This is a genomic window from Desulfobacca acetoxidans DSM 11109, assembly GCF_000195295.1.
Lineage (GTDB): Bacteria > Desulfobacterota > Desulfobaccia > Desulfobaccales > Desulfobaccaceae > Desulfobacca > Desulfobacca acetoxidans.
Genome location: NC_015388.1, coordinates 3,015,742 through 3,034,080, shown reverse-complemented (window position 1 = coordinate 3,034,080; position 18,339 = coordinate 3,015,742). Strand labels below are relative to the sequence as shown.

Genomic DNA, 18,339 nt, shown 5'->3' with positions numbered 1-18,339 from the left:
AGGATGGCAGAAAAGCTGCCGTTGTCGGTTTTAACCTTTGACAAGAACCCGGCTTTCTGCCATGATTGGGAAAAATCCTTAATTTTAAGGAGTTGAAGATATGAGCAGCAAAGAAAGAATGTATCTCATCAGCTTTCAGGAGATCAGCAAGGCTATCAGTTCCACCCTGTCGGTGAGGGAGATATTAAACCTCGTCGTCCGCAAAGTGACGGAGGTGATGAATCTGAAGGGTTGCACCATCCGCATGGTGGACCCGAAAACCAGCACCCTGGAACTGGTGGCGTCCTTCGGTTTGAGTGAGAAGTATCTGCACAAAGGCCGGGTAGACATGGACAAAAGCATCTCCGAAGCCTTGAGCGGCCGTCCGGTGGCAATCTATGACGCGACCACCGATCCGCGCATCCAATATCCCCTGGAGGCCAAAGAGGAGGGTATTGCTACGCTCGTGGCCATCCCCATTTTGGTAAAGGGCAAGGTCATCGGCGTCATGCGGATGCTCACCGCCGAACCTCGGGAATTTCTGATGGATGAGATTGACTTCGCCGGCGCCGTGGCCGAACTCGGCGGCCAGGCCCTGATTAATGCTGAGATGTATGAGTCGAAATTAAAAGAACTGGAATTTTTAAAAGGATTGCAACAGGTCGTCAAGGCAATTAATTCCTCCCTGGAAGTGCAGAAAGTCCTCTCTCTGATGGTCAAGACCGCCACCAACGCCCTCGATATCAAGGCTGCGGCCGTCCGCCTGCTGGATGAAAAGCGCAAACAGATGGCCCTGGTGGCCCACTTCGGGTTAAGTGATCGTTATATCAACAAGGGGCCGGTGGAAACGGATCAGTCCATCACCGAAGCCATGACCGGCAAGGCCGTGATCATGTATGATGTGGCCTCCGATCCCCGGGCCAACTATCCCCAGGCCGCGGCTGAAGAAGGCATCAAGTCTATTATTTCCATCCCCATTGCACTGAAGGGAAATGTCGTTGGCGTCCTTCGTCTTTATACCAGCGAACCCCGAAGCTTCTCCGAAGAGGAGATCATGTTCATGACCTCGCTGGCGGAACAGGCGGCCCTGGCACTGGAAAACGCCCGTATGTACCAAAAGCTCAAGCAGGAACATGAAGAACTGATGAGCGACCTCTACCGTTTCAGCGGTTTTACTCGGAGCATATAAACCGGTGCAAGACCTGGTAGGAAGACCTCCAGGTCTGACCCGGATTTATCTCGCCAGACCTGGAAGTGTGGGGCCATCAAGAAATTATTTGGGTTGGAAGCCTGATCTATTATCCGTAAACCGATTCAAGGAATTCTGCCTGGCGGTCTGTTAACCACCTCTCTGAGGTGAATGCGGCATGAGCAATAACCACAACGCAGTTAGGAAGACCCTGCCACTGATGATTCATGATTCCAGGCCGGAAACCTCATTACCTGCGTCTTTACCGGCCGGCTCGGCTCGCGGCCTGGTAAACATCAGCGATCACCTGGGCTGAAATGCGTTCCATGGCCCGGCTCATACCTCCCGCCAGACCTAGCGGGGTCTGGTCCGGCATACTCTCTTCCGAGCAATAATTCTGCTGCATGATTACCCGCCGGGTGATTTCCTCCTGATTGGTATCCAATAGATTGATGGAAATGGCCAAGACCGCCTTCCAGCCGTCCGGGGCATCGACTTCGGCAAATTCCTGGACCGCGCCCTCGAGCTTAAAGCGACTGACCCCCCCGGATTGCTGATAGCCGAAGACCCCCTGAAAGAGACCTGAATTCCTCAGATCGCGCAGCAGATAATCGGTGACCAGATGACTGGGGCTTACCTGCCAGCGATTGTAGGCATAGGAGCTGGCCTCATAAGGTTTGGGACGGTAGATCATGGCAGTGGTGGTGAGGCTTTGAACCGCAGCGAAGAGCTCCACCCGGATGCTGTCCGGCAGGGTTGGTCTGCTACCCGAAACCGGGGAGGGATATTCCAGGAGGTAGCGATTGAGCGTCACCGGTGGTTTGCCGCAGCCGATCGCAGTCAGAGTCATCATGATAACGGCTGCCGTTGCGGCGGCAAGCTGGCGATTAAATAAATTGCTGATTCGTTGCACCTGTCGCTTCCTTGGTCTAATGGGTTATCGAGCCGTCTTTTCATTCCAGCGCGGTGTCGGTGGCTTGCCGAATAACAGATCCGGCGGGCGTTCATAGATCCTATCGGCGAACATCTCCAAAGACTCGGTAGTGCGGTGAAGATTTTCGCCGATGGCTTGGGCCTCCCGGAGCAGATTGCGGGTTTTCCCCATAGTTTCAGGGAGTTTGAGATCATAGAGCTGGCGATTAAGGTCAACGACGAATTTTCTGGCCTCGCTGATGGTCGCGGTAGTCTCCCTGATCACTTCAGTGAGTTTCACTTCTCCTGCCAGGGTGTTGGCCTTGCCAGTCAAGGCTTCCAGATTCGCCGCCGTTTTCTCGGTTTTTGCCAGGATTGACTGAACCTTATCGCCTTTAAGGAGGAGAGTGATTTCCCGAATGGCATCTTTTAATTGAGTGGAGATACCCTCTATGTCGATCTGGTTCAACCGACTGATAACGTCATTGATGCCGGAGATGATTCTGGTATATTCCGACGGCTTGGATGGGATGATCGGGTACTCCGAAGGGAAGTCGATTTTAGGAGATAAGTCGGGTGCTCCGGGACGCCGGTAATCCAGGTCTATAAACATGATGCCGGTGATGCCCGAACTGGTGAGTTGGGCTACTATGTTCTCCGTCAGGTCTCCCGGCAGGTTTATTTTCATGATGATGGCGACGAGTTTATTGTCCGGTGCAATGCGGATATGCTCTACTCGACCGACATCAACCCCGCGGAACTTGACGACGGAATCCTTTTGCAGACCCTGGACCGATTCGTCCACGTAGGTGACATAGGTAGCGCCTTGTTGGAAATAACCGGTCACGCCGACCCAGATGATGGCGAATACTGTCAGGGCGACCCCGATGATGACAAAGAGCCCCACCAGAAAACTCGAAGTCTTCCTGGCCATGCGCGGTTTCCCTTTCCTTTAGCTAGTCATCGGCTTGCGGTTAAAGAAATTAACCACCTTGGGATCGGTGGCATGGTCTTTGAGATATCTCGGGTCGCCTTCAGCGATAATCCCCTTGGCGGCTTTATCCAGCATAATAATTCGATGAGCAATCATAAAGATAGACTCTAATTCGTGAGTTACAATGACCATGGTGGTTCCCAGGCCGGAGTTAAGATTTTTAATTAAGAGGTCAAGTTCCACTGCGGTGATCGGGTCCAATCCGGCGGAGGGTTCATCAAAGAAAAGAATAGCCGGATCAAGGGCCATAGCCCGTGCCAGTCCGGCCCGCTTTTTCATGCCGCCCGAGATTTCCTCCGGTAGATGATTTTCATAACCGGCAAGATTTACCAACGCCAGCTTCATCTTGACAATCAGATCAATCTCGGTTTCGGAGAGATCAGTGTATTCCTGCAAGGGCAGCGCCACGTTTTCCGCCAGGGTCAAGGAACCCAGCAAAGCTCCGGCCTGAAAGAGCATACCGACGTTCTTTCTTACCTGCCGCAGTCGCTGCAGATTCGGGGTAGCGATATCGATGCCGTTGACTACTACCCTGCCGGCCGCGGGCTGATACAGGCCGATCAGATGTTTCAGCAGGGTGGTTTTGCCACAGCCGCTGCCTCCTAAAATGACAAAGATCTCCCCCCGGTTAACCTGGAAACTGACGTCTTGGAAGATGAGGTTGTCCCCAAAACGAGAGGCCATATGCTCAACGACAATGACCGGCTCCGAGGGTGCGGCAGAATGATTGCCGCCGTTGCTTCCATTCAACAGATGGCTCCCGATGTAATAGTTATCACTAATGAATCACCCATACACCATTAAAATCAGTTACCGGTGGCAGAGGTTTTCCCGGCTGTGAACGGGTTATTTTCTAACTAACTCGCCGTAAGACATCCATAGAAAGTAGATTTGTATCGCAGGGGCGAATCTTGTATTCGCCCTGAGCACTCTTAGCAGTCAGTTATATACCTGACACCTAGCTCAAACATATGTCAAAACGATGGCAAAGATTGAATCCACGACGATAATCAAAAAAATTGCCGCTACCACTGCCGAAGTTGTCGCCGAGCCGACGGCTGAAGCGCCGCCGCGGACCTGAAAACCCCGTTGGCAACCGATGGCGGCAATCAGAAAGGCAAAGACAACCGACTTGATGAAGCTGGAGGTAAAGTCGAAAAGGGTTAGGATTCTTCGGGTTTCTTGGATATACGAGTAGACCGTCAGGTCAAGCATGGTGACGCCAACGATCAGACCGCCGATGATACCCAGCAGATCCGCATAAATAGTGAGCAGCGGTACTACCACCAGAGAGGCTATTACCTTGGGAGTGGTTAACATCCGCATCGGGTTGAAACCCATAACTGTCAGAGCATCAACCTCTTCACTGACTTTCATCGAACCGATTTCGGCGGCAAAGGCGGAGCCGGAGCGGCCGGCAACCAGAATGGCCGTCATGATGGGTCCAAGTTCCCGGACCATAGCAACCCCCAACAGCGAAGCCACATAGATGTTGGCGCCGAACTGCTGCAATTGCAATGAAGACATAAAGGCGATGATCAGGCCGAGCAGCAGGCCGATGAGACTGACGATAGGCAGACCATCGACTCCCGCCCGTTTCATGTAAAACATAACATATTCCCAGCGAACCCGGCGGGGACGGAGACAGACCGAGGCGAGGTCCAGCAGCAACTCTCCAAAAAAGGCAATTACCTCAATGATATCACGCCAAAAGGCCAGGGAGGCTTCACCCACCTGGCTGATCCACCCAAACCTTTTGCCAACGGTGATGAGGGGTGGGTGGGTCAAGGCCTGGATATCGATCAGGTCCAAGATTTTTTTGATTTTTGGAGAAATATTGTCTAAGGTGCAGATGATTCCTTGAGACTTAAGCTTTTCCGCCAGTTGCAGGACCGCTAGGGCCCCGGCACTGTCCAGGTATTCCAAGCCTCCGAGATCCAAACCCACACTGGATAGCTGCGGCTGCTGTAGAAGGGGTTGGATCTCTCGGGAAAATATCGCCAGATCGAATAACTCCAGACGGCCGGATATGAGGAGCTTCTGGCCACCATCGGGTTGCGGCTGGATGGTGATCGTATACTGTCTCTTAAGAGTTGGCTTCATGCAGAACCGAAGGGTGCGGGTAGTGCAACAGCCGCTAACTTTAAGCTGTCGCAGATGACTAGCTTGCTTCTTACTCGGACCAACTGCTCGCCAATCCAGATCCGGTATTAAAATCAATGGAGGGGAATTCCTTTTTTGAAATGCCCCATTTATTTTCCAGATCAATGCTGCGGACCGCCAGTGCTAGGGCCCCAATAATCTTACTTCCTCGGTTGACTGGGGCGCAGATGATAAAGTCTGCCTCACCTTGCGGGGTGAATATCGGTTGACTGCCGATGCGTCCTCTCTGCAAAGCCTCGGTTACGGTCTGATACGTTGAAAAATTAATGCCTGCCAGACCGATCTTGGGGTAGGTGGCCAGTACAATGCCTTGCCGGTCTAAGACCCCAACTCGAAAAGAGCAGGTTATGCAAATGCTGTCATGGGTTTCCAGATGTTTTGCCAAGGAGGTATGAATTGCCGGGATATCGCGTTTTTGTATCGGTTCGATCAGGGATGGCGCCAGGACCCCGATCAAACTCTGAATCTCTTGTTTAAATTTTTGGGCGCCCGGACTCAGGGGTTTCTTTTTGAGTCCACAATGTACGATTATCAGGAGTGCCAGGAATAAAAGGATCAGGCGCCAGGCGGTTGCCCGGCGGATATTCAATAGCTGCATAAGAAACTCGCTTTAATTGAAACGGCTGGAAGGTTTTCAGCAAATTAATCTCTAAGCTCTGTTTACTATATCATGCAACTGGTTTTTTTTAAATGAATAATTCCGGCGGCAAGACTTGCAAGGGGACTGGCAAGAAGATATTAGCAGGTGAATGAAATTGCTGGGATTGAAACCCTCGTTAAGAAACACCCGCAAGCTCTGGAAATCATTTGCTGGCAGCACAGGCTTACTATCGTGTGCAGAACTTGTTTCCTCGGCAATTAATAGCGGTAATTTTTATTTCGGCTTACTTAGGCGGCGCTATCTCCCTGGAGCGCAGTATCTGGTTGAGTACTACCGCGAGTACCGTAGACAGCGTCAAGGAGGAGGAAGTCAGCGACCGCAGCCAGTTGGGGATTCCGGTGTATAGGGAACCTGATCACCTCAAATTCTCCTCAGAATGCATATTGGCAGCTTTTGACGGTTACATTAGCGACCGGGTTGCAGTCTTGATATTATTCAATAATAATATTATATAGATAGAATATTGCTATCTTCCTCGAGGCGGTATTCGGTTACCTATCCCTGATCCGGGTGGGGGGGGATGAGTGAAATCGGGTTGCCCTTGAGTTATAAGGACGTATAGGGGTTGACGTACCAGGGATCGAACCAGTGGCCGTAAGCGGGGTCGTAATCGTACCACGAGGGCGGTATGGTCCCCGGGCCGCTGGGAAATTCCCGCTGGATTGCCTGCGGTTGCCGATAGAGGCCGGTGGTGCAGGCGGCTACGCTCAGGGCTAGGAGAATCGCCAAGCCGAAGGTGATCAGAGTTTTCATATTTCCGCCCTTTTCGGACCAGATGAAGAATCCTGACAGCATTGACCGTTTATCGTTCCATGATTCCTTTCAACTTTCGGGCGAGGTTGGGATTAAGGCGACTAAGGGTGCGGTATTCCTCCATGGCTTGCTGAGTATCTCCCGAGACATGGTAGGCCACGCCCAGATGAAAGTGAAAGACTGGGTTGTTGGGTTGCAGCCTGACCGCCTGGCGAAAGTTGTCAATGGCTAACTGATGCCGCCCCATAGCGCCATAGGACATGCCGACGCCATAATAGGCTTCGGCAAAATCCGGTTTAACGCTAATGGCCTCCTGAAAGGCCTGGACGGCTTTGTGGTATTTTTTTTGGGTATGCAGGAGCCTTCCCCGCTGAAACTGCTCCAGGGCGGTTCCCGGCATTTCCTGGGAGAACTCGCCAAAAGTTTGGCCGCCGCCTGATCTTAAACGTAGGACTTTTTCCCCGGGGACGGCGAAGTTCAGGTTTTGCCCGGTGCGATAGGTCGCCCGAGCAACGCCGATAACCCGGCCGGAGGCGTTAAATACCGGACCGCCGCTGGAGCCTTGGGAAATGGGCGCCGTGATCTGGATGATCTCGCCCAATCTGGGCATCTTGCGAATGGCTGAGACGATGCCTTCGGAGACGGTTTTTTCCAGTCCCATGGGGTGGCCGATGGCGTACACTTTTTCCCCCACTTCCGGCAATTTTCCCGTCACCTCGAGGTAACTGACGGTATGGGGGGGGATATCGATAGCCAGCAGCACCAGGTCGGCCTTTTTATCTTCGGTCAGCACCTTTTTGACCAGATAACGCTTACCGTCGTAGGTTTTCACCGTCGCCTGGTCCGCACCAAAGACCACGTGATAATTGGTGACAATATGCCCCTGGGAATTGATAAAAAATCCACTGCCCAGCCCTCGGCGGCCGCCTTTGCGGGTTTCCACCACCACCACGGCGGGCGAGATGCGCTTGACGATGGCCGGCAGGTCTTCTTGGGGCCAGGCCGCGGTATTGGGGGCGAAGAGGGCTAACAGCACGCAGCAGAGAAGGGCTTTTTTGATAGGAAGCATAGTTGGCCTAAAAATTCTGCCAGGCGTTCAGCTATAAGCTGTCAATAACTAAATATCGGTAAATTGAAGGGCTAAGTTAATTTCTAATGATCAAAAAAATTCTTGCCCGGTCTAATCGCCAGGTCACATCCTATCCAATGACTGGCGGCAGCAAGAGGAGTCCTGAGAGTCATCTGTCATAGTAGCACTAAGAGAAATGCTGATCCAGAGAATTATCTGTCTGCCAAAAAGGCTTCTAGCTGCGGTAGTCGGCATTAATGTGGACATAGTCGGCAGTCAGGTCACAGGTGAGATAGTAATCCGTGTAGGCCCCTAAGTTGAGATGGATGCGCAGATCGAAACTGCCGTCTGCCATCAATCTGTGGGCCGCCTGCTCGTTTGCTGCATCGGTAGCGACACCCTGTCTGACGACCTGGTGGGGGCCGAAGAAGATATCTACGCGGTCAGGATTAAGTCTGATCCCGGCCCTGCCTAAGGCGGCCATGATGCGTCCCCAATTGGCGTCGTTGCCGGCTACGGCGGTTTTGACCAGTGGTGATAAGGCCACGGTTCGGGCTCCTTTAACGGCATCGGCGGCACTGGCCGCACCTTCAATAATAACTTTGAAGACGTGGGCGGCGCCTTCGCCATCGCGTACAACCTGGGCCGCCAGGTCTGCCATGACCGTTTGCAGCGAAGTGCTTAGGATTTCACCCCCAGGGGATTGCAACTGCTCGATAGGGCTGTGGCCGGCAATACCGTTGGCCAGTACCAGCACACAGTCATTGGTGCTGGTGTCGCCGTCCACCGTAATCCGGTTAAAACTGGTGACCAGTCCCTGTTTGAGAGCAGCTTTGAGGGTATTGGGAGCGACAACCGCGTCGGTGAGCAGAAAGACCAGCATAGTGGCCATATCCGGATGGATCATGCCGGCGCCTTTGGCAATTCCGGCGATAGTGACAACTGACCCATTGATTTGGGCCTGAACCCGAGAGGTTTTCGGGAAGGTGTCGGTAGTCATAATGGCCTGCGCCACTTCTGGCAGGCCGTCAGGGCGCAATCCTGCCGCCAGGGAGGGGAGGGCGGAGTTCATGCGGTCCAGGGGCAACGGCTGGCCAATAACTCCGGTAGAGGCCGGTAAAATCAGGGTTTCGGACAGACCTAACAGTCTGGAGATGGTCCTGGAAGTTACCACTGCGGCCTCCAATCCTGCTTCACCGGTGCAGGCGTTGGCGTTACCGCTATTTACCAGGATGGCTTGGGCCCGGCCGCGGCGCAGTCTTTTTTGGCAGAGCAGGATCGGTGCAGCCTTTACCTTATTGTTCGTAAAAACTCCGGCGGCCGCAGCCGGGTACTCGGAGACGATGAGGGCCAGGTCAAGGCGGCCGGGTTTTTTGATAGCGGCTTCCACCGCGGCGGCTCGAAACCCGGGAACGAGCAGGTTTTGTAGGTGTTGCATGACAATATCCTGAAAGGTCTGATGAGGGCTAAGAGATCTGCCCGGAAAAATTCGGTTTAGAAGATGAATTAAATACCCTAAACTTACCTCCAGCCTCTGAACTTGATCTCTGCCCCTCTGATTATGTTTTATTGCCGCAGCATTTTTTATATTTTTTGCCGCTGCCGCAAGGACAGGGGTCGTTGCGGCCGACCTTTTTAGCCGTCTTTTTGACCGGCTGGCTTTCACCGGTGCCACTGTGGCTGTAGCTCATGGGGGTCTGACGGCCTTGCAGCAGGGCAATTTCCTCAGGCTGCCGCAACCTGATGAGGAAGATAGTCCGCACGGTGTTTTCCTGGATACGTTGCATCATCTCCATGAACATGTCATAGCCTTCTTTTTGGTAGGCCCGGAGCGGATCTACCTGGGCGTAACCCCTGAGGCCGATGCCATCCCGCAAATGATCCATGGCCAGGAGGTGGTCCTTCCAGTGGGTGTCCACCATTTGCAGCATAATCTGTTGTTGGAGCGACGGGAAATATTCTGGACCGATGGCCTGCCGTTTGCCCTCAAAAGCAGCCAGTACCTGTTGGTGTAGCAATTCCGGTAATTTTTCTCCGTCGAGGTTTTCGGGGCTCAGGCGGGATAGCTCAATATGCAGGCCGAATTGGCGCCACAGGGCTTCCTCCAGGCCTTTGAGGTCCCAATCCTCGGGCATGGTGCGGGGATCGGTGAACTGTACCAGGAGTCCGTCCACCATATCTGCGGCCATCTGTTGGATCTCTTCTTCGAGATCTTCGCCGCCCAGGATTTCCCGGCGTTTTCCGTAGATGACCTCCCGCTGTTTATTCATGACATTATCGTATTCGAGGAGGTGTTTGCGGATATCGAAGTTATGGGCCTCCACCCGCTTCTGAGCCCGTTCGATGGCGCTGCTGACCATCCGGTGTTCGATAGGCTGACCATCCTCCATACCCAGGCGTCCCATGAGGTTTTTAATGCGGTCGGAGCCGAAGATGCGCAGCAGATCATCCTCGAGGGATAGGTAGAATCGGGAGGAGCCGGGATCGCCCTGGCGGCCGGAGCGGCCCCGCAACTGGTTGTCGATGCGGCGACTTTCGTGGCGTTCGGTGCCGATAATGTGCAATCCGCCCCGATCTACTACTCCTGTTCCGAGGACGATGTCGGTTCCCCGGCCGGCCATATTGGTAGCGATGGTGACCATCCCTGATTGGCCGGCTTGGGCGACGATCTGGGCCTCTTTTTCATGGTGTTTAGCGTTGAGCACCTCGTGTTTGATGCCCTGCGCCTTCAGCATCCGGCTTAGGCGCTCAGACTTTTCTATTGACGTGGTGCCCACCAACACCGGTTGTCCCTGCTGGTGGCAGTCCTTGATTTCTTCTACCACTGCCTGAAATTTTTCAGATTCACTTTTGTAGATGGCGTCGGGGTGGTCTACCCGGATCATCCGTTTGTGAGTGGGGACTACCATAACCTCTAGATTATAAATCTTTTTGAACTCCTCGGCTTCGGTGTCTGCCGTGCCGGTCATGCCGGCCAGCTTCTGATACATACGGAAATAATTCTGGAAGGTGATAGAGGCCAGGGTCTGATTCTCATTTTCGATTCGCACCCCCTCTTTGGCCTCCAGTGCCTGGTGCAGACCATCGGAATAGCGCCGGCCCGGCATCAATCGACCGGTGAACTCGTCGACGATGATGACCTGGCCGTCCTTAACGATATAGTCAACGTCTTTCTTAAATAAGGCGTGCGCCTTCAGAGATTGGTTTAAATGGTGCAAGATTTCGATGTTGAAGGGATCGTAAAGGTTGTCCAGATTCATGATCTTTTCCGCCCGTCCGACGCCGGCTTCGGTCAACACCACGGCGCGGGATTTCTCATCTACAGTATAATCTTTGTCCCGCTGGAGCATGTTGCCGACGCGATTAATGCGGTGGTACAGTTCGGTGGATTCCTCCGCCGGTCCGGAAATAATCAACGGCGTCCGCGCTTCGTCGATTAGAATGGAATCGACCTCATCAACGATGGCGTAATTGAATTCGCGCTGGACATAGTCTTCCAGAGAGAATTTCATATTGTCCCGCAGGTAATCAAATCCGAATTCATTGTTGGTGCCGTAAGTGACATCGGCGTCGTAGGCCTGCCGGCGCTGGTCGTCATTGAGACCGTGGACGATAACGCCTACCGATAATCCCAGGAAACGGTAGATGCCGCCCATCCACTCGCTGTCACGCCGCGCCAGATAGTCGTTTACCGTAACTACATGGACGCCCAGGCCGGTGAGGGCATTGAGATAAACCGGCAGAACGGCCACCAGGGTTTTGCCTTCACCGGTCTTCATTTCAGCGATCTTGCCTTCGTGCAGGACGATACCGCCGATTAGCTGGACATCGAAGGGACGCATCCGCAAAACTCTCAGCGATGCCTCACGGGCGACGGCAAAGGCTTCGGGAAGCAGATCATCCAAGGCCTCTCCCTTCGCCAGCCTTTCTTTGAATTCTCCGGTCTTGGCCTGCAGACGGTGGTCTGGTAGTTGGCGGATCTCGATCTCCAGGCGGTTGATGTGATCCACCAGGGGCGCCATCCGACGTAGTTCGCGTTCATTTTTACTGCCGAAAAATTTTTTTAGAAAATATCCAAACATATCTATCCTCAGTGAGGTGGCCAGACCTGACGGACAGGCTTCTTGCCTCGTATAATGTCGTCCTCTCAGGTTGGTTTGTCGGTCTTTTGATAGTTGAGATGGGCGGTGAGAACGTACTGTTTCAGGTGTCTAAGAATATAAATACAATTCTCTTCTTAGGTAGTTTTGACATATATGTCAATGTACTCCCCTCAGAGGTGCTTGTCAAGATGGCCAATAGGGCGGCGGGACATGCTGAAACGATCCGGCCGCGGTCAAAATTTGAGGAGCATGGCGATTTCATCACATTCGGGGAACTTGGGGCAGCGGACACAGTCGGCCCAGACGATATGCGGCAATATATTTTTATCCACCACTTCAAAGCCGAATCGTGCAAAAAAATCGGGGCGGTAGGTCAAGACAAAGACCCGTTCCAATCCTAAAGTGATGGCTTCGGAGAGGCAGGTTTCGACTAATCGGGCACCCACGCCCCGGCGCTGGTACTGCTCTAAAACTGCTACGGAGCGCACCTCTCCCAGAGCTTCCCAGCATACATGCAGGGCCGAAACGCCGATGACAGGGCTGTTGTGGTCTTCCTGGTAAACGTAGTAGTCACGCACCAGGCTGTATAATTCCGCCATAGTACGGGCCAGCAGTTCTCCTTTGGCGGCAAAGAGCTGTAAAATCTTCCTGATGGCGTTGATGTCGGCAATGCGCGCCTTTCTGATTAATCCGGTGGCCATGCTCTCCTCTAGACTGAGGTCTGCCGATGTTTCCATCGCTTCACCCCAGGCATCTCAACAGTTTCAGGGTGCGGTCAGCTTTTAGCTGTCGACTCCATATACCGCAGCATTATATTAATAAAGAGGAGGTTTGCCAAAATATTTCATGACCCTAAATTCTCGCGAGGTACGAAAGCAAGATGGGAACAGTATTGGTGTTCTGATCACACCTTATTTCACTGCCAAAGGCATCTCCACCTCCCTCACCCCCTGGTCGGCGGCCTTAATGGTAAAGCCTAATTTTTCTACCAGACCCAACATTGGCAGGTTGGCAGCCAGGACCTCGGAATAGAGCTTCGTGACTTCGTTATCCCGGGCAATCTCAATGATCCGTTCCAGAAGTTTTTCACCCAGGCCTTTCCCCTGCCAGGGGTCTGCCACAATCACGGCAAATTCCGCAGTGGACCGGTCGGAGGCCATTACCAGGCGGCTTACTCCCAACATAACCTCTGGACCCGGCGGCTGGCCAACTGCCATCAGACCCAGCTCTCTGTCGTAATCGTTTTGGGTAAAGCGAATGAGCATTTCATGGGTCCACTTTTTTATATGTTGGAAGTAGCGGAAATAAATGCTGTCTTCCGAACAATTACTGAGAAACTCAGATACCAGGGATTCATCTTCAGGCTTCATGGGCCGCAGCAGCACCGGCGTTCCGTCTTCAAGGAGCCAATCGCTCTCATATTGGTTGGGGTAGGGGGCGATAATCAGATGCCGGGGAGCTCGAACGGGACTGGGTTCCAAAAGGATCCTCGCATCTACGCAAACTGGACGGCCATTGCTGATTAGCAGGGGGTTGATATCGAGTTCCGCTATCTCCGGGAAGTCTGTTACGAGTTGGGAGAGGCGTACAAGCACTTCTTCTAAAAGTTCCAGATTGGCGGACGGGATGTTGCGATATCCCTTAAGAATCTTATAGATGCGGGTTCTCTCCATAAGCCGCCGGGCCAGGAGCAGATTGAGGGGTGGAAGATCCACAGCCGCTTCCTGGAGGACTTCGGTGTGTATGCCTCCCAGCCCAAAAAGCAGTAAGGGGCCGAACTGAGGGTCTTTCTTGGCTCCGAGAATTAGTTCCAGAGTCGATTTTTCCACCTGGGTCTGAACGGTTACGCCAAAGATCCTGGCTCCGGGTTTGGCGGCCCGAGACCGATTCACGATTTCCTCAAAAGCGGCTGCCACTTCCTCCTCAGTTTTAAGAAAGGTCCGTACTCCATCCACATCCGACTTATGAGATATTTCAGGGGAGTGGATTTTCACCACCACCGGGAACCCCAACTTTTTGGCGGCGGCGGCCGCTGCGGCAGCGGAAGACACGGTCACCGTGGGATTTACCGGTAGGCCATACGTCGAGAGAATGGCTTTGGCTTCCACTTCGGTCAGGAGCAGTGTTTGGCGTTTGAAGCACTCATCAATGAAGGTTCGGGCCGGCTTTGTATTCACCTTCAAATCAGCGGATAGCCGAGGCGGCGTTTCCTGAAGCAGCTCCAGATTACGGGTGTAGGAGTACATCTGCATAAAGGTATCCACCGCTTCCTCGGGGGTTCCGAAGGTGGGGACCTCAGCCTCATTTAACAGCTTGATCCCCGCAGTCACGTCCTGTCCCCCCATCCAGACAGCAAAGAAGGGCTTGGCCTGTTTTTTGATCTCGGGTATCAGGGTCTGGGCTACGGCGGTGGGATCGGTCATGGCCTGCGGTGAGAGGAGGGCAAGCACGCCAGAGACTTCCGGGGCAGCCATGACCCCACGCACGGCGGTTAGATAACGCTCCGGCGGTGCATCGCCCAGAATATCAATCGGATTGCTCCGGCTCCAATAGGGCGGCAATCCTTTATCAAGCAGCGCCACGGTTTCAGGACTCAAGACCGCTGGCTCCCGCTTCCACTTACTGCAGGCGTCCACTGCCATTACCCCTAATCCCCCGGCATTGGTGATGATTGCCAGATTCCCTCCCAGAGGACGGTTCGTTCTGGCCATGGCCTCGGCACAGTCGAAGAGCTGAGCAATAGTGTCCACCCGAATGATGCCCGCCCGCTGGAACGCAGCATTATAAGCTGCATCATTGCCGGCCAACGCGCCCGTATGCGAGGTTGCCGCCCGGGCGGCCGCTTCGCTTCGGCCAGACTTTACCACGATGATTGGCTTTACCCTGGATACCGAACGGGCGGCGCTCATGAACTTGCGGTGGTGCACCAGGTTTTCCATATAGATAAGGATGCTGCGCACCTGGTCATCGTTACCCAGGTAGTCAATCATTTCGGCAAAATCGAGGTCCGCCATGGAGCCGATGCTGACAAAGTGACTAAAGCCGATGTTCTGAGACTCGGCCAGGTCGAGGATGACGCTGCAAATGGCGCCGCTCTGGGAGAGAAGGGCCACACTCCCGGGTCGTACCGAATGCGCCGCAAAACTGGCGTTAAGGCGGGACCGGGGACAGAGAATCCCCATGCAGTTGGGCCCAAGATAGCGGATACCGTAGGCCTGCGCCGCAGCATGGATGTCGGCCTCGATCTTCTCCCCTTCTTCTCCCACCTCCTTGCCGCCAGCGGAGATGATGATTGCCCCGGAGACCTTGGCCTGGCCACACTCCCGCATGACATCCGCTACCCCTTTAATGGGAACGGCAACAATGGCGAGGTCAATGTCGGCAGGCACGGCCGCAATTGACGGGAAAACCGGAATACCTAAGATTTCTTTGTGCTTGGGATTGATAGGATAAATGTTCCCAGGGAAGCCGTCCTTCTGGAGATTCTCTACCAGGGTGCGGCCGATGCTGTTCTCCTTGGGGCTGGCTCCAACAACGGCAATGGACTGTGGTTTAAAAAATGTATCGAGGATGTGGTTGGGCATCCTGGCCTCCGCTTGGCTGCGTCATCCCAGACCGCAGTTGAAATTCACATTTACTCTGCAAAACCTGTCAGAAAACAGTTGAAAAGAGGTTTGAGATTCGATTAGCTGCATGATTATGAGCCTCCTGACCAAGGGATAACCCCAAAAATAAAGCTCTTTCCGACTGGAGACTAATTAAGTATAAAGAATTATTTTTAAAAGTCTTTATTATTATTCAAACCTCATCCGTTGTGGATGTCTATGAGATGGCTCAGGTGTCCTGACAGAAAGAGAATATTTTGCAGTGGGGCGTGATTGCCTGATTCAGAAATTTTAGATATCATAGGCATAAAAATTAAGTCGATTTTTGAGGAGAATTATACATGATCATTCATCGTGATTGTTTTGTGCGTCTGGCTTATTGGTTGCAGATGGCGTCCGGCGAGTATATCCGGGGATCGGCCGAGCAGCCGGAGGAGCTTACCTTCGTGGTCGGCTATCGGGAACTGCTGCCAGCTCTGGAGAACCAACTCCTGGGGATGAGACCGGGGGAGGAGCGTCGATTCATTATTCCGGCGACCGAGGCCTTCGGGTTGCGTGATCCCTGGCTGGTACAGGAATGGGATCGCAAACGCTTTCCATACCATGTTGATCTGCAACCCGGACAGGCGGTAGTGCCATACCCCTGCGCCATTCCCGTCGAGTACCCCTATAAAATTGTCGAAGTCAAAGGTGAGGTCGTGATAGTGGATCAGAACCATCCCCTGGCGGGAGAGGACCTGCATTATCGGGTTAAGATCTTAGAAGTGCGGCCGGCGACGCCGCCGGAATTGGCACCGTTGCAACAGTGCGAGGCCTGTGCGGGGGAGTTGGAGAGCTGTGAAACCTGAGAGGCAGGTGCTAGAACCAAACAACGCTGGCTGCGTCGGTGCGGCCAGCGTCGTCTGACCGTGGTCCAGTGATTAGGTTTCGGTAACGGTGATAGCGCCGGCCTCGCAAACCTCAACGCAGCTTTCACACCCCAGACATTCATCAATATTGACCGGAGTAGATTTGCCGTCTTGCATCTCAAGGACACCAGCAGGACAGACGTTAACACATTCCTCGCAACCGGTACATTTGTCATGATCAACTTCAACATTCCAGGCCATGAGAGATTCATCCTCCTTTTAAAGATTACCGCGCATGCTAGGATTAAATTATCCTTCACAATCACATCTGTCAAGAAATTCTTGCCATTATAGTATATATAATGATTCCAGGGAGATTTGTAATTATAGTCGTTGTTTTTCCACGGAATAGTATTTTTCGGCTTCGGTAAAAATAATTTTTTTCACATAAAAGTTTTGTTAGATATCACTGAATGTGGTATTCTCACAGGCAACCAATGATTGATAAGGCTGAGCGGAGGAGGTTTTTTTTATGGAGGTACAGACTATTCTGTGGCCTACCGATCTGTCCAGGAATTCTCTAAAGGCTGCGAGGCATGTGGTCTCCCTGGCGGATAAATATCAGGCTCGGGTCGTATTGATGTACGTGGGGACCGATCTGACTGCGATGACCGGCGCTTACAGCTATCCCAGCGCCGAACACCTGAGACATTTTCAGGAATGGGAGTTAGATCAGGCAAAGAAACAGATGGAGGCCATCTGCGATCAGAATCTCAAGGCATGTCCCTTTATGAGTTTGAAGTTGGTCCAGGGGGATCCGGCGGCGGAAATCCTCAAGGCAATACAAGAGGAGAAGGCGGATATCGTGGTGCTCACCGCCCATGGCCGGGGCCATGACGACCTGGATCAGAAGAGCGCCGATTTTGGCAGTGTCGCCCGCAAGATCATGGCGCAGTCGACGGTGCCGGTGCATTTGATAACCCCCATGGCGAGTTAAACAACGCCGGATTTCAGGAATTTTGCCGGTTCGAGCAGATCCGATGCGATGGATTTTCGGTTTTGGCGTGCGCTTCTTTTGCTGTTTTATTGCCGCCAAGTTCCTCTTGAGGGCAGTGGAGGCGGATAGTCCGGCTTATATTGTCGGTCTGAGCCTCTTATTGACCGTCAACCTCTATTGGTTTGACCTGTCGAAGTATGGCGGGAAGCTTCCCTTCCCCTGGCGGTCGCCGACGCCGGAACAAGGGGACAAGCATGAAAAGCGGGTCCTTCGCCTGCCGCCTCCTGAGGCTGACACGTGAGGGCAACTTGTCCGGCAATTTACCGCCTGAGAAGGCCGGATCAGGCTGTGATCGATGGAAGGCTATGAGAGCAGCAAGCGGACGACAATGAGCCCCTAAATTTATAATATAATATAAATATCAATAACATACGGCAGAAGAGGGATGGTGCATTTTTCCCTTGACACCAAATTTGAGAATGTTGTATCTTTCACAAATAAAATGGACGGGATAATCGGGCGATGGCATTAATTGATCTGTTGGCGGCAAAAAGGGCTGAAATTTTAGAGCAGTGGCGCAATTTGGTCTTTGAAAGTTATGTACCGGAGACGGCTCGTTTCCTAAAAACGCAGAAAGATCGCTTTGCCAACCCCATATCTTATCAACTTACCCGGGGATTGACCGGGGTGCTGGATGCCTTTCTTTCGGATATCCAAGCCGAGGAGTTGTTTACCCATCTGGATGAGGTCTTAAAGATTAAAGCCCTCCAGGAGCACACCCCTGCGCGGGCGATGGCTTTTTTATTTCTTTTAAAGAAAATCATCCGGTCGGAACTTGCCCAGCAGTTGCAGAATCCCGCCTATATCCAGGAGATGTATGAGATTGAGGATCGCATCGATGGTTTGGCGCTGTTGGGTTTTAACGTCTATATGGAGCGGCGGGAAAAATTGAACGAAGTTAAATTATCAGAGGTTAAACGATGTGTCAGCGGCCTGTTGCGCCGGTTTGGTTTAGGCTCTGAGGTTTTTGAGGAGCGGTCTGGAACTTAAGCACAAGATAGGCATG

The 18,339-nt window shown here is 52.9% G+C and carries 18 protein-coding genes; 6 read left to right on the top strand and 12 right to left on the bottom strand.

Features of this window, described 5'->3' with window-relative positions; genetic code table 11:
* Window positions 1–100: 100 nt before the first annotated feature.
* Window positions 101–1,168, top strand: coding sequence for a GAF domain-containing protein (locus tag DESAC_RS15480; RefSeq protein WP_013707671.1), 1,068 nt, complete (start codon window positions 101–103; stop codon window positions 1,166–1,168).
* A gap of 262 nt (window positions 1,169–1,430) precedes the next feature.
* On the opposite strand, the gene DESAC_RS13675 is transcribed toward DESAC_RS15480, so the two are convergent.
* From DESAC_RS13675 to DESAC_RS13655, 5 genes are all read right to left on the bottom strand, one after another.
* Window positions 1,431–2,081 carry an ABC-type transport auxiliary lipoprotein family protein gene (locus DESAC_RS13675; protein WP_013707670.1) on the bottom strand — a complete coding sequence of 217 codons (651 nt, stop codon included), beginning with the start codon at window positions 2,079–2,081 and terminating at the stop codon, window positions 1,431–1,433.
* 24 nt (window positions 2,082–2,105) lie between these two features.
* A complete protein-coding gene (locus tag DESAC_RS13670; protein WP_013707669.1) occupies window positions 2,106–3,014 on the bottom strand; it encodes an MlaD family protein in 909 nt (302 codons plus the stop codon).
* Between the two features lie 18 nt (window positions 3,015–3,032).
* Window positions 3,033–3,824 (bottom strand): ABC transporter ATP-binding protein, encoded by a 792-nt coding sequence (locus DESAC_RS13665; protein ID WP_013707668.1) that lies wholly within the window; start codon window positions 3,822–3,824, stop codon window positions 3,033–3,035.
* Window positions 3,825–4,037: 213 nt separating this feature from the next.
* Window positions 4,038–5,177 (bottom strand): ABC transporter permease, encoded by a 1,140-nt coding sequence (locus tag DESAC_RS13660; protein ID WP_148231253.1) that lies wholly within the window; start codon window positions 5,175–5,177, stop codon window positions 4,038–4,040.
* Between the two features lie 70 nt (window positions 5,178–5,247).
* Complete coding sequence (locus tag DESAC_RS13655; protein ID WP_013707666.1) at window positions 5,248–5,835, bottom strand: PDC sensor domain-containing protein; 588 nt, start codon at window positions 5,833–5,835, stop codon at window positions 5,248–5,250.
* A 209-nt stretch (window positions 5,836–6,044) separates the two neighbouring features.
* Between DESAC_RS13655 and DESAC_RS13650 the strand changes: the two genes are divergently transcribed.
* Window positions 6,045–6,353 (top strand): hypothetical protein, encoded by a 309-nt coding sequence (locus DESAC_RS13650; RefSeq protein WP_013707665.1) that lies wholly within the window; start codon window positions 6,045–6,047, stop codon window positions 6,351–6,353.
* A gap of 91 nt (window positions 6,354–6,444) precedes the next feature.
* Here DESAC_RS13650 and DESAC_RS13645 read toward each other — a convergent pair whose 3' ends face one another.
* From DESAC_RS13645 to DESAC_RS13620, 6 genes are all read right to left on the bottom strand, one after another.
* Window positions 6,445–6,651 carry a hypothetical protein gene (locus tag DESAC_RS13645; RefSeq protein ID WP_013707664.1) on the bottom strand — a complete coding sequence of 69 codons (207 nt, stop codon included), beginning with the start codon at window positions 6,649–6,651 and terminating at the stop codon, window positions 6,445–6,447.
* Between the two features lie 49 nt (window positions 6,652–6,700).
* Window positions 6,701–7,720 (bottom strand): trypsin-like peptidase domain-containing protein, encoded by a 1,020-nt coding sequence (locus tag DESAC_RS15475; RefSeq protein WP_013707663.1) that lies wholly within the window; start codon window positions 7,718–7,720, stop codon window positions 6,701–6,703.
* A gap of 235 nt (window positions 7,721–7,955) precedes the next feature.
* Window positions 7,956–9,140, bottom strand: a complete 1,185-nt coding sequence (gene argJ / locus DESAC_RS13635) for a bifunctional glutamate N-acetyltransferase/amino-acid acetyltransferase ArgJ (RefSeq protein ID WP_041284633.1) — start codon at window positions 9,138–9,140, stop codon at window positions 7,956–7,958.
* Between the two features lie 139 nt (window positions 9,141–9,279).
* Complete coding sequence (gene secA / locus DESAC_RS13630; protein ID WP_013707661.1) at window positions 9,280–11,802, bottom strand: preprotein translocase subunit SecA; 2,523 nt, start codon at window positions 11,800–11,802, stop codon at window positions 9,280–9,282.
* A 254-nt stretch (window positions 11,803–12,056) separates the two neighbouring features.
* On the bottom strand, window positions 12,057–12,560 hold the full coding sequence (locus tag DESAC_RS13625) for an N-acetyltransferase (RefSeq protein WP_218915684.1): 504 nt from the start codon (window positions 12,558–12,560) through the stop codon (window positions 12,057–12,059).
* Between the two features lie 174 nt (window positions 12,561–12,734).
* On the bottom strand, window positions 12,735–15,407 hold the full coding sequence (locus DESAC_RS13620) for a bifunctional acetate--CoA ligase family protein/GNAT family N-acetyltransferase (protein WP_013707659.1): 2,673 nt from the start codon (window positions 15,405–15,407) through the stop codon (window positions 12,735–12,737).
* A 362-nt stretch (window positions 15,408–15,769) separates the two neighbouring features.
* On the opposite strand from DESAC_RS13620, the gene DESAC_RS13615 reads away from it, so the two are divergent.
* A complete protein-coding gene (locus DESAC_RS13615) occupies window positions 15,770–16,276 on the top strand; it encodes an FKBP-type peptidyl-prolyl cis-trans isomerase (protein WP_013707658.1) in 507 nt (168 codons plus the stop codon).
* Window positions 16,277–16,348: 72 nt separating this feature from the next.
* Here DESAC_RS13615 and DESAC_RS13610 read toward each other — a convergent pair whose 3' ends face one another.
* Window positions 16,349–16,537, bottom strand: a complete 189-nt coding sequence (locus DESAC_RS13610) for a ferredoxin (RefSeq protein ID WP_013707657.1) — start codon at window positions 16,535–16,537, stop codon at window positions 16,349–16,351.
* A 271-nt stretch (window positions 16,538–16,808) separates the two neighbouring features.
* Here DESAC_RS13610 and DESAC_RS13605 point away from each other — a divergent pair, with 271 nt between their 5' ends.
* The 3 genes from DESAC_RS13605 (at window position 16,809) to DESAC_RS13595 (ending at window position 18,323) form a co-directional block, all read left to right on the top strand.
* A complete protein-coding gene (locus tag DESAC_RS13605) occupies window positions 16,809–17,273 on the top strand; it encodes a universal stress protein (RefSeq protein ID WP_013707656.1) in 465 nt (154 codons plus the stop codon).
* A gap of 43 nt (window positions 17,274–17,316) precedes the next feature.
* Window positions 17,317–17,574: a hypothetical protein gene (locus DESAC_RS13600; protein WP_013707655.1), complete on the top strand. Its 258-nt coding sequence runs from the start codon at window positions 17,317–17,319 to the stop codon at window positions 17,572–17,574.
* A 221-nt stretch (window positions 17,575–17,795) separates the two neighbouring features.
* On the top strand, window positions 17,796–18,323 hold the full coding sequence (locus DESAC_RS13595) for an RsbRD N-terminal domain-containing protein (protein WP_013707654.1): 528 nt from the start codon (window positions 17,796–17,798) through the stop codon (window positions 18,321–18,323).
* The last annotated feature ends 16 nt before the right edge of the window (window positions 18,324–18,339 follow it).

What these genes read in the sequence shown, in the direction of transcription:
- DESAC_RS13600 (WP_013707655.1), top strand. Translation starts at nt 17,317, where the DNA reads ATGCGATGGATTTTCGGTTTTGGCGTGCGCTTCTTTTGCTGTTTTATT.
- DESAC_RS13670 (WP_013707669.1), bottom strand. Translation starts at nt 3,014, where the DNA reads ATGGCCAGGAAGACTTCGAGTTTTCTGGTGGGGCTCTTTGTCATCATC.
- secA (WP_013707661.1), bottom strand. Translation starts at nt 11,802, where the DNA reads ATGTTTGGATATTTTCTAAAAAAATTTTTCGGCAGTAAAAATGAACGC.
- DESAC_RS13625 (WP_218915684.1), bottom strand. Translation starts at nt 12,560, where the DNA reads ATGGAAACATCGGCAGACCTCAGTCTAGAGGAGAGCATGGCCACCGGA.
- DESAC_RS15480 (WP_013707671.1), top strand. Translation starts at nt 101, where the DNA reads ATGAGCAGCAAAGAAAGAATGTATCTCATCAGCTTTCAGGAGATCAGC.
- DESAC_RS13610 (WP_013707657.1), bottom strand. Translation starts at nt 16,537, where the DNA reads ATGGCCTGGAATGTTGAAGTTGATCATGACAAATGTACCGGTTGCGAG.
- DESAC_RS13660 (WP_148231253.1), bottom strand. Translation starts at nt 5,177, where the DNA reads ATGAAGCCAACTCTTAAGAGACAGTATACGATCACCATCCAGCCGCAA.
- DESAC_RS13655 (WP_013707666.1), bottom strand. Translation starts at nt 5,835, where the DNA reads ATGCAGCTATTGAATATCCGCCGGGCAACCGCCTGGCGCCTGATCCTT.
- DESAC_RS15475 (WP_013707663.1), bottom strand. Translation starts at nt 7,720, where the DNA reads ATGCTTCCTATCAAAAAAGCCCTTCTCTGCTGCGTGCTGTTAGCCCTC.
- DESAC_RS13595 (WP_013707654.1), top strand. Translation starts at nt 17,796, where the DNA reads ATGGCATTAATTGATCTGTTGGCGGCAAAAAGGGCTGAAATTTTAGAG.
- DESAC_RS13605 (WP_013707656.1), top strand. Translation starts at nt 16,809, where the DNA reads ATGGAGGTACAGACTATTCTGTGGCCTACCGATCTGTCCAGGAATTCT.
- DESAC_RS13620 (WP_013707659.1), bottom strand. Translation starts at nt 15,407, where the DNA reads ATGCCCAACCACATCCTCGATACATTTTTTAAACCACAGTCCATTGCC.
- DESAC_RS13645 (WP_013707664.1), bottom strand. Translation starts at nt 6,651, where the DNA reads ATGAAAACTCTGATCACCTTCGGCTTGGCGATTCTCCTAGCCCTGAGC.
- DESAC_RS13615 (WP_013707658.1), top strand. Translation starts at nt 15,770, where the DNA reads ATGATCATTCATCGTGATTGTTTTGTGCGTCTGGCTTATTGGTTGCAG.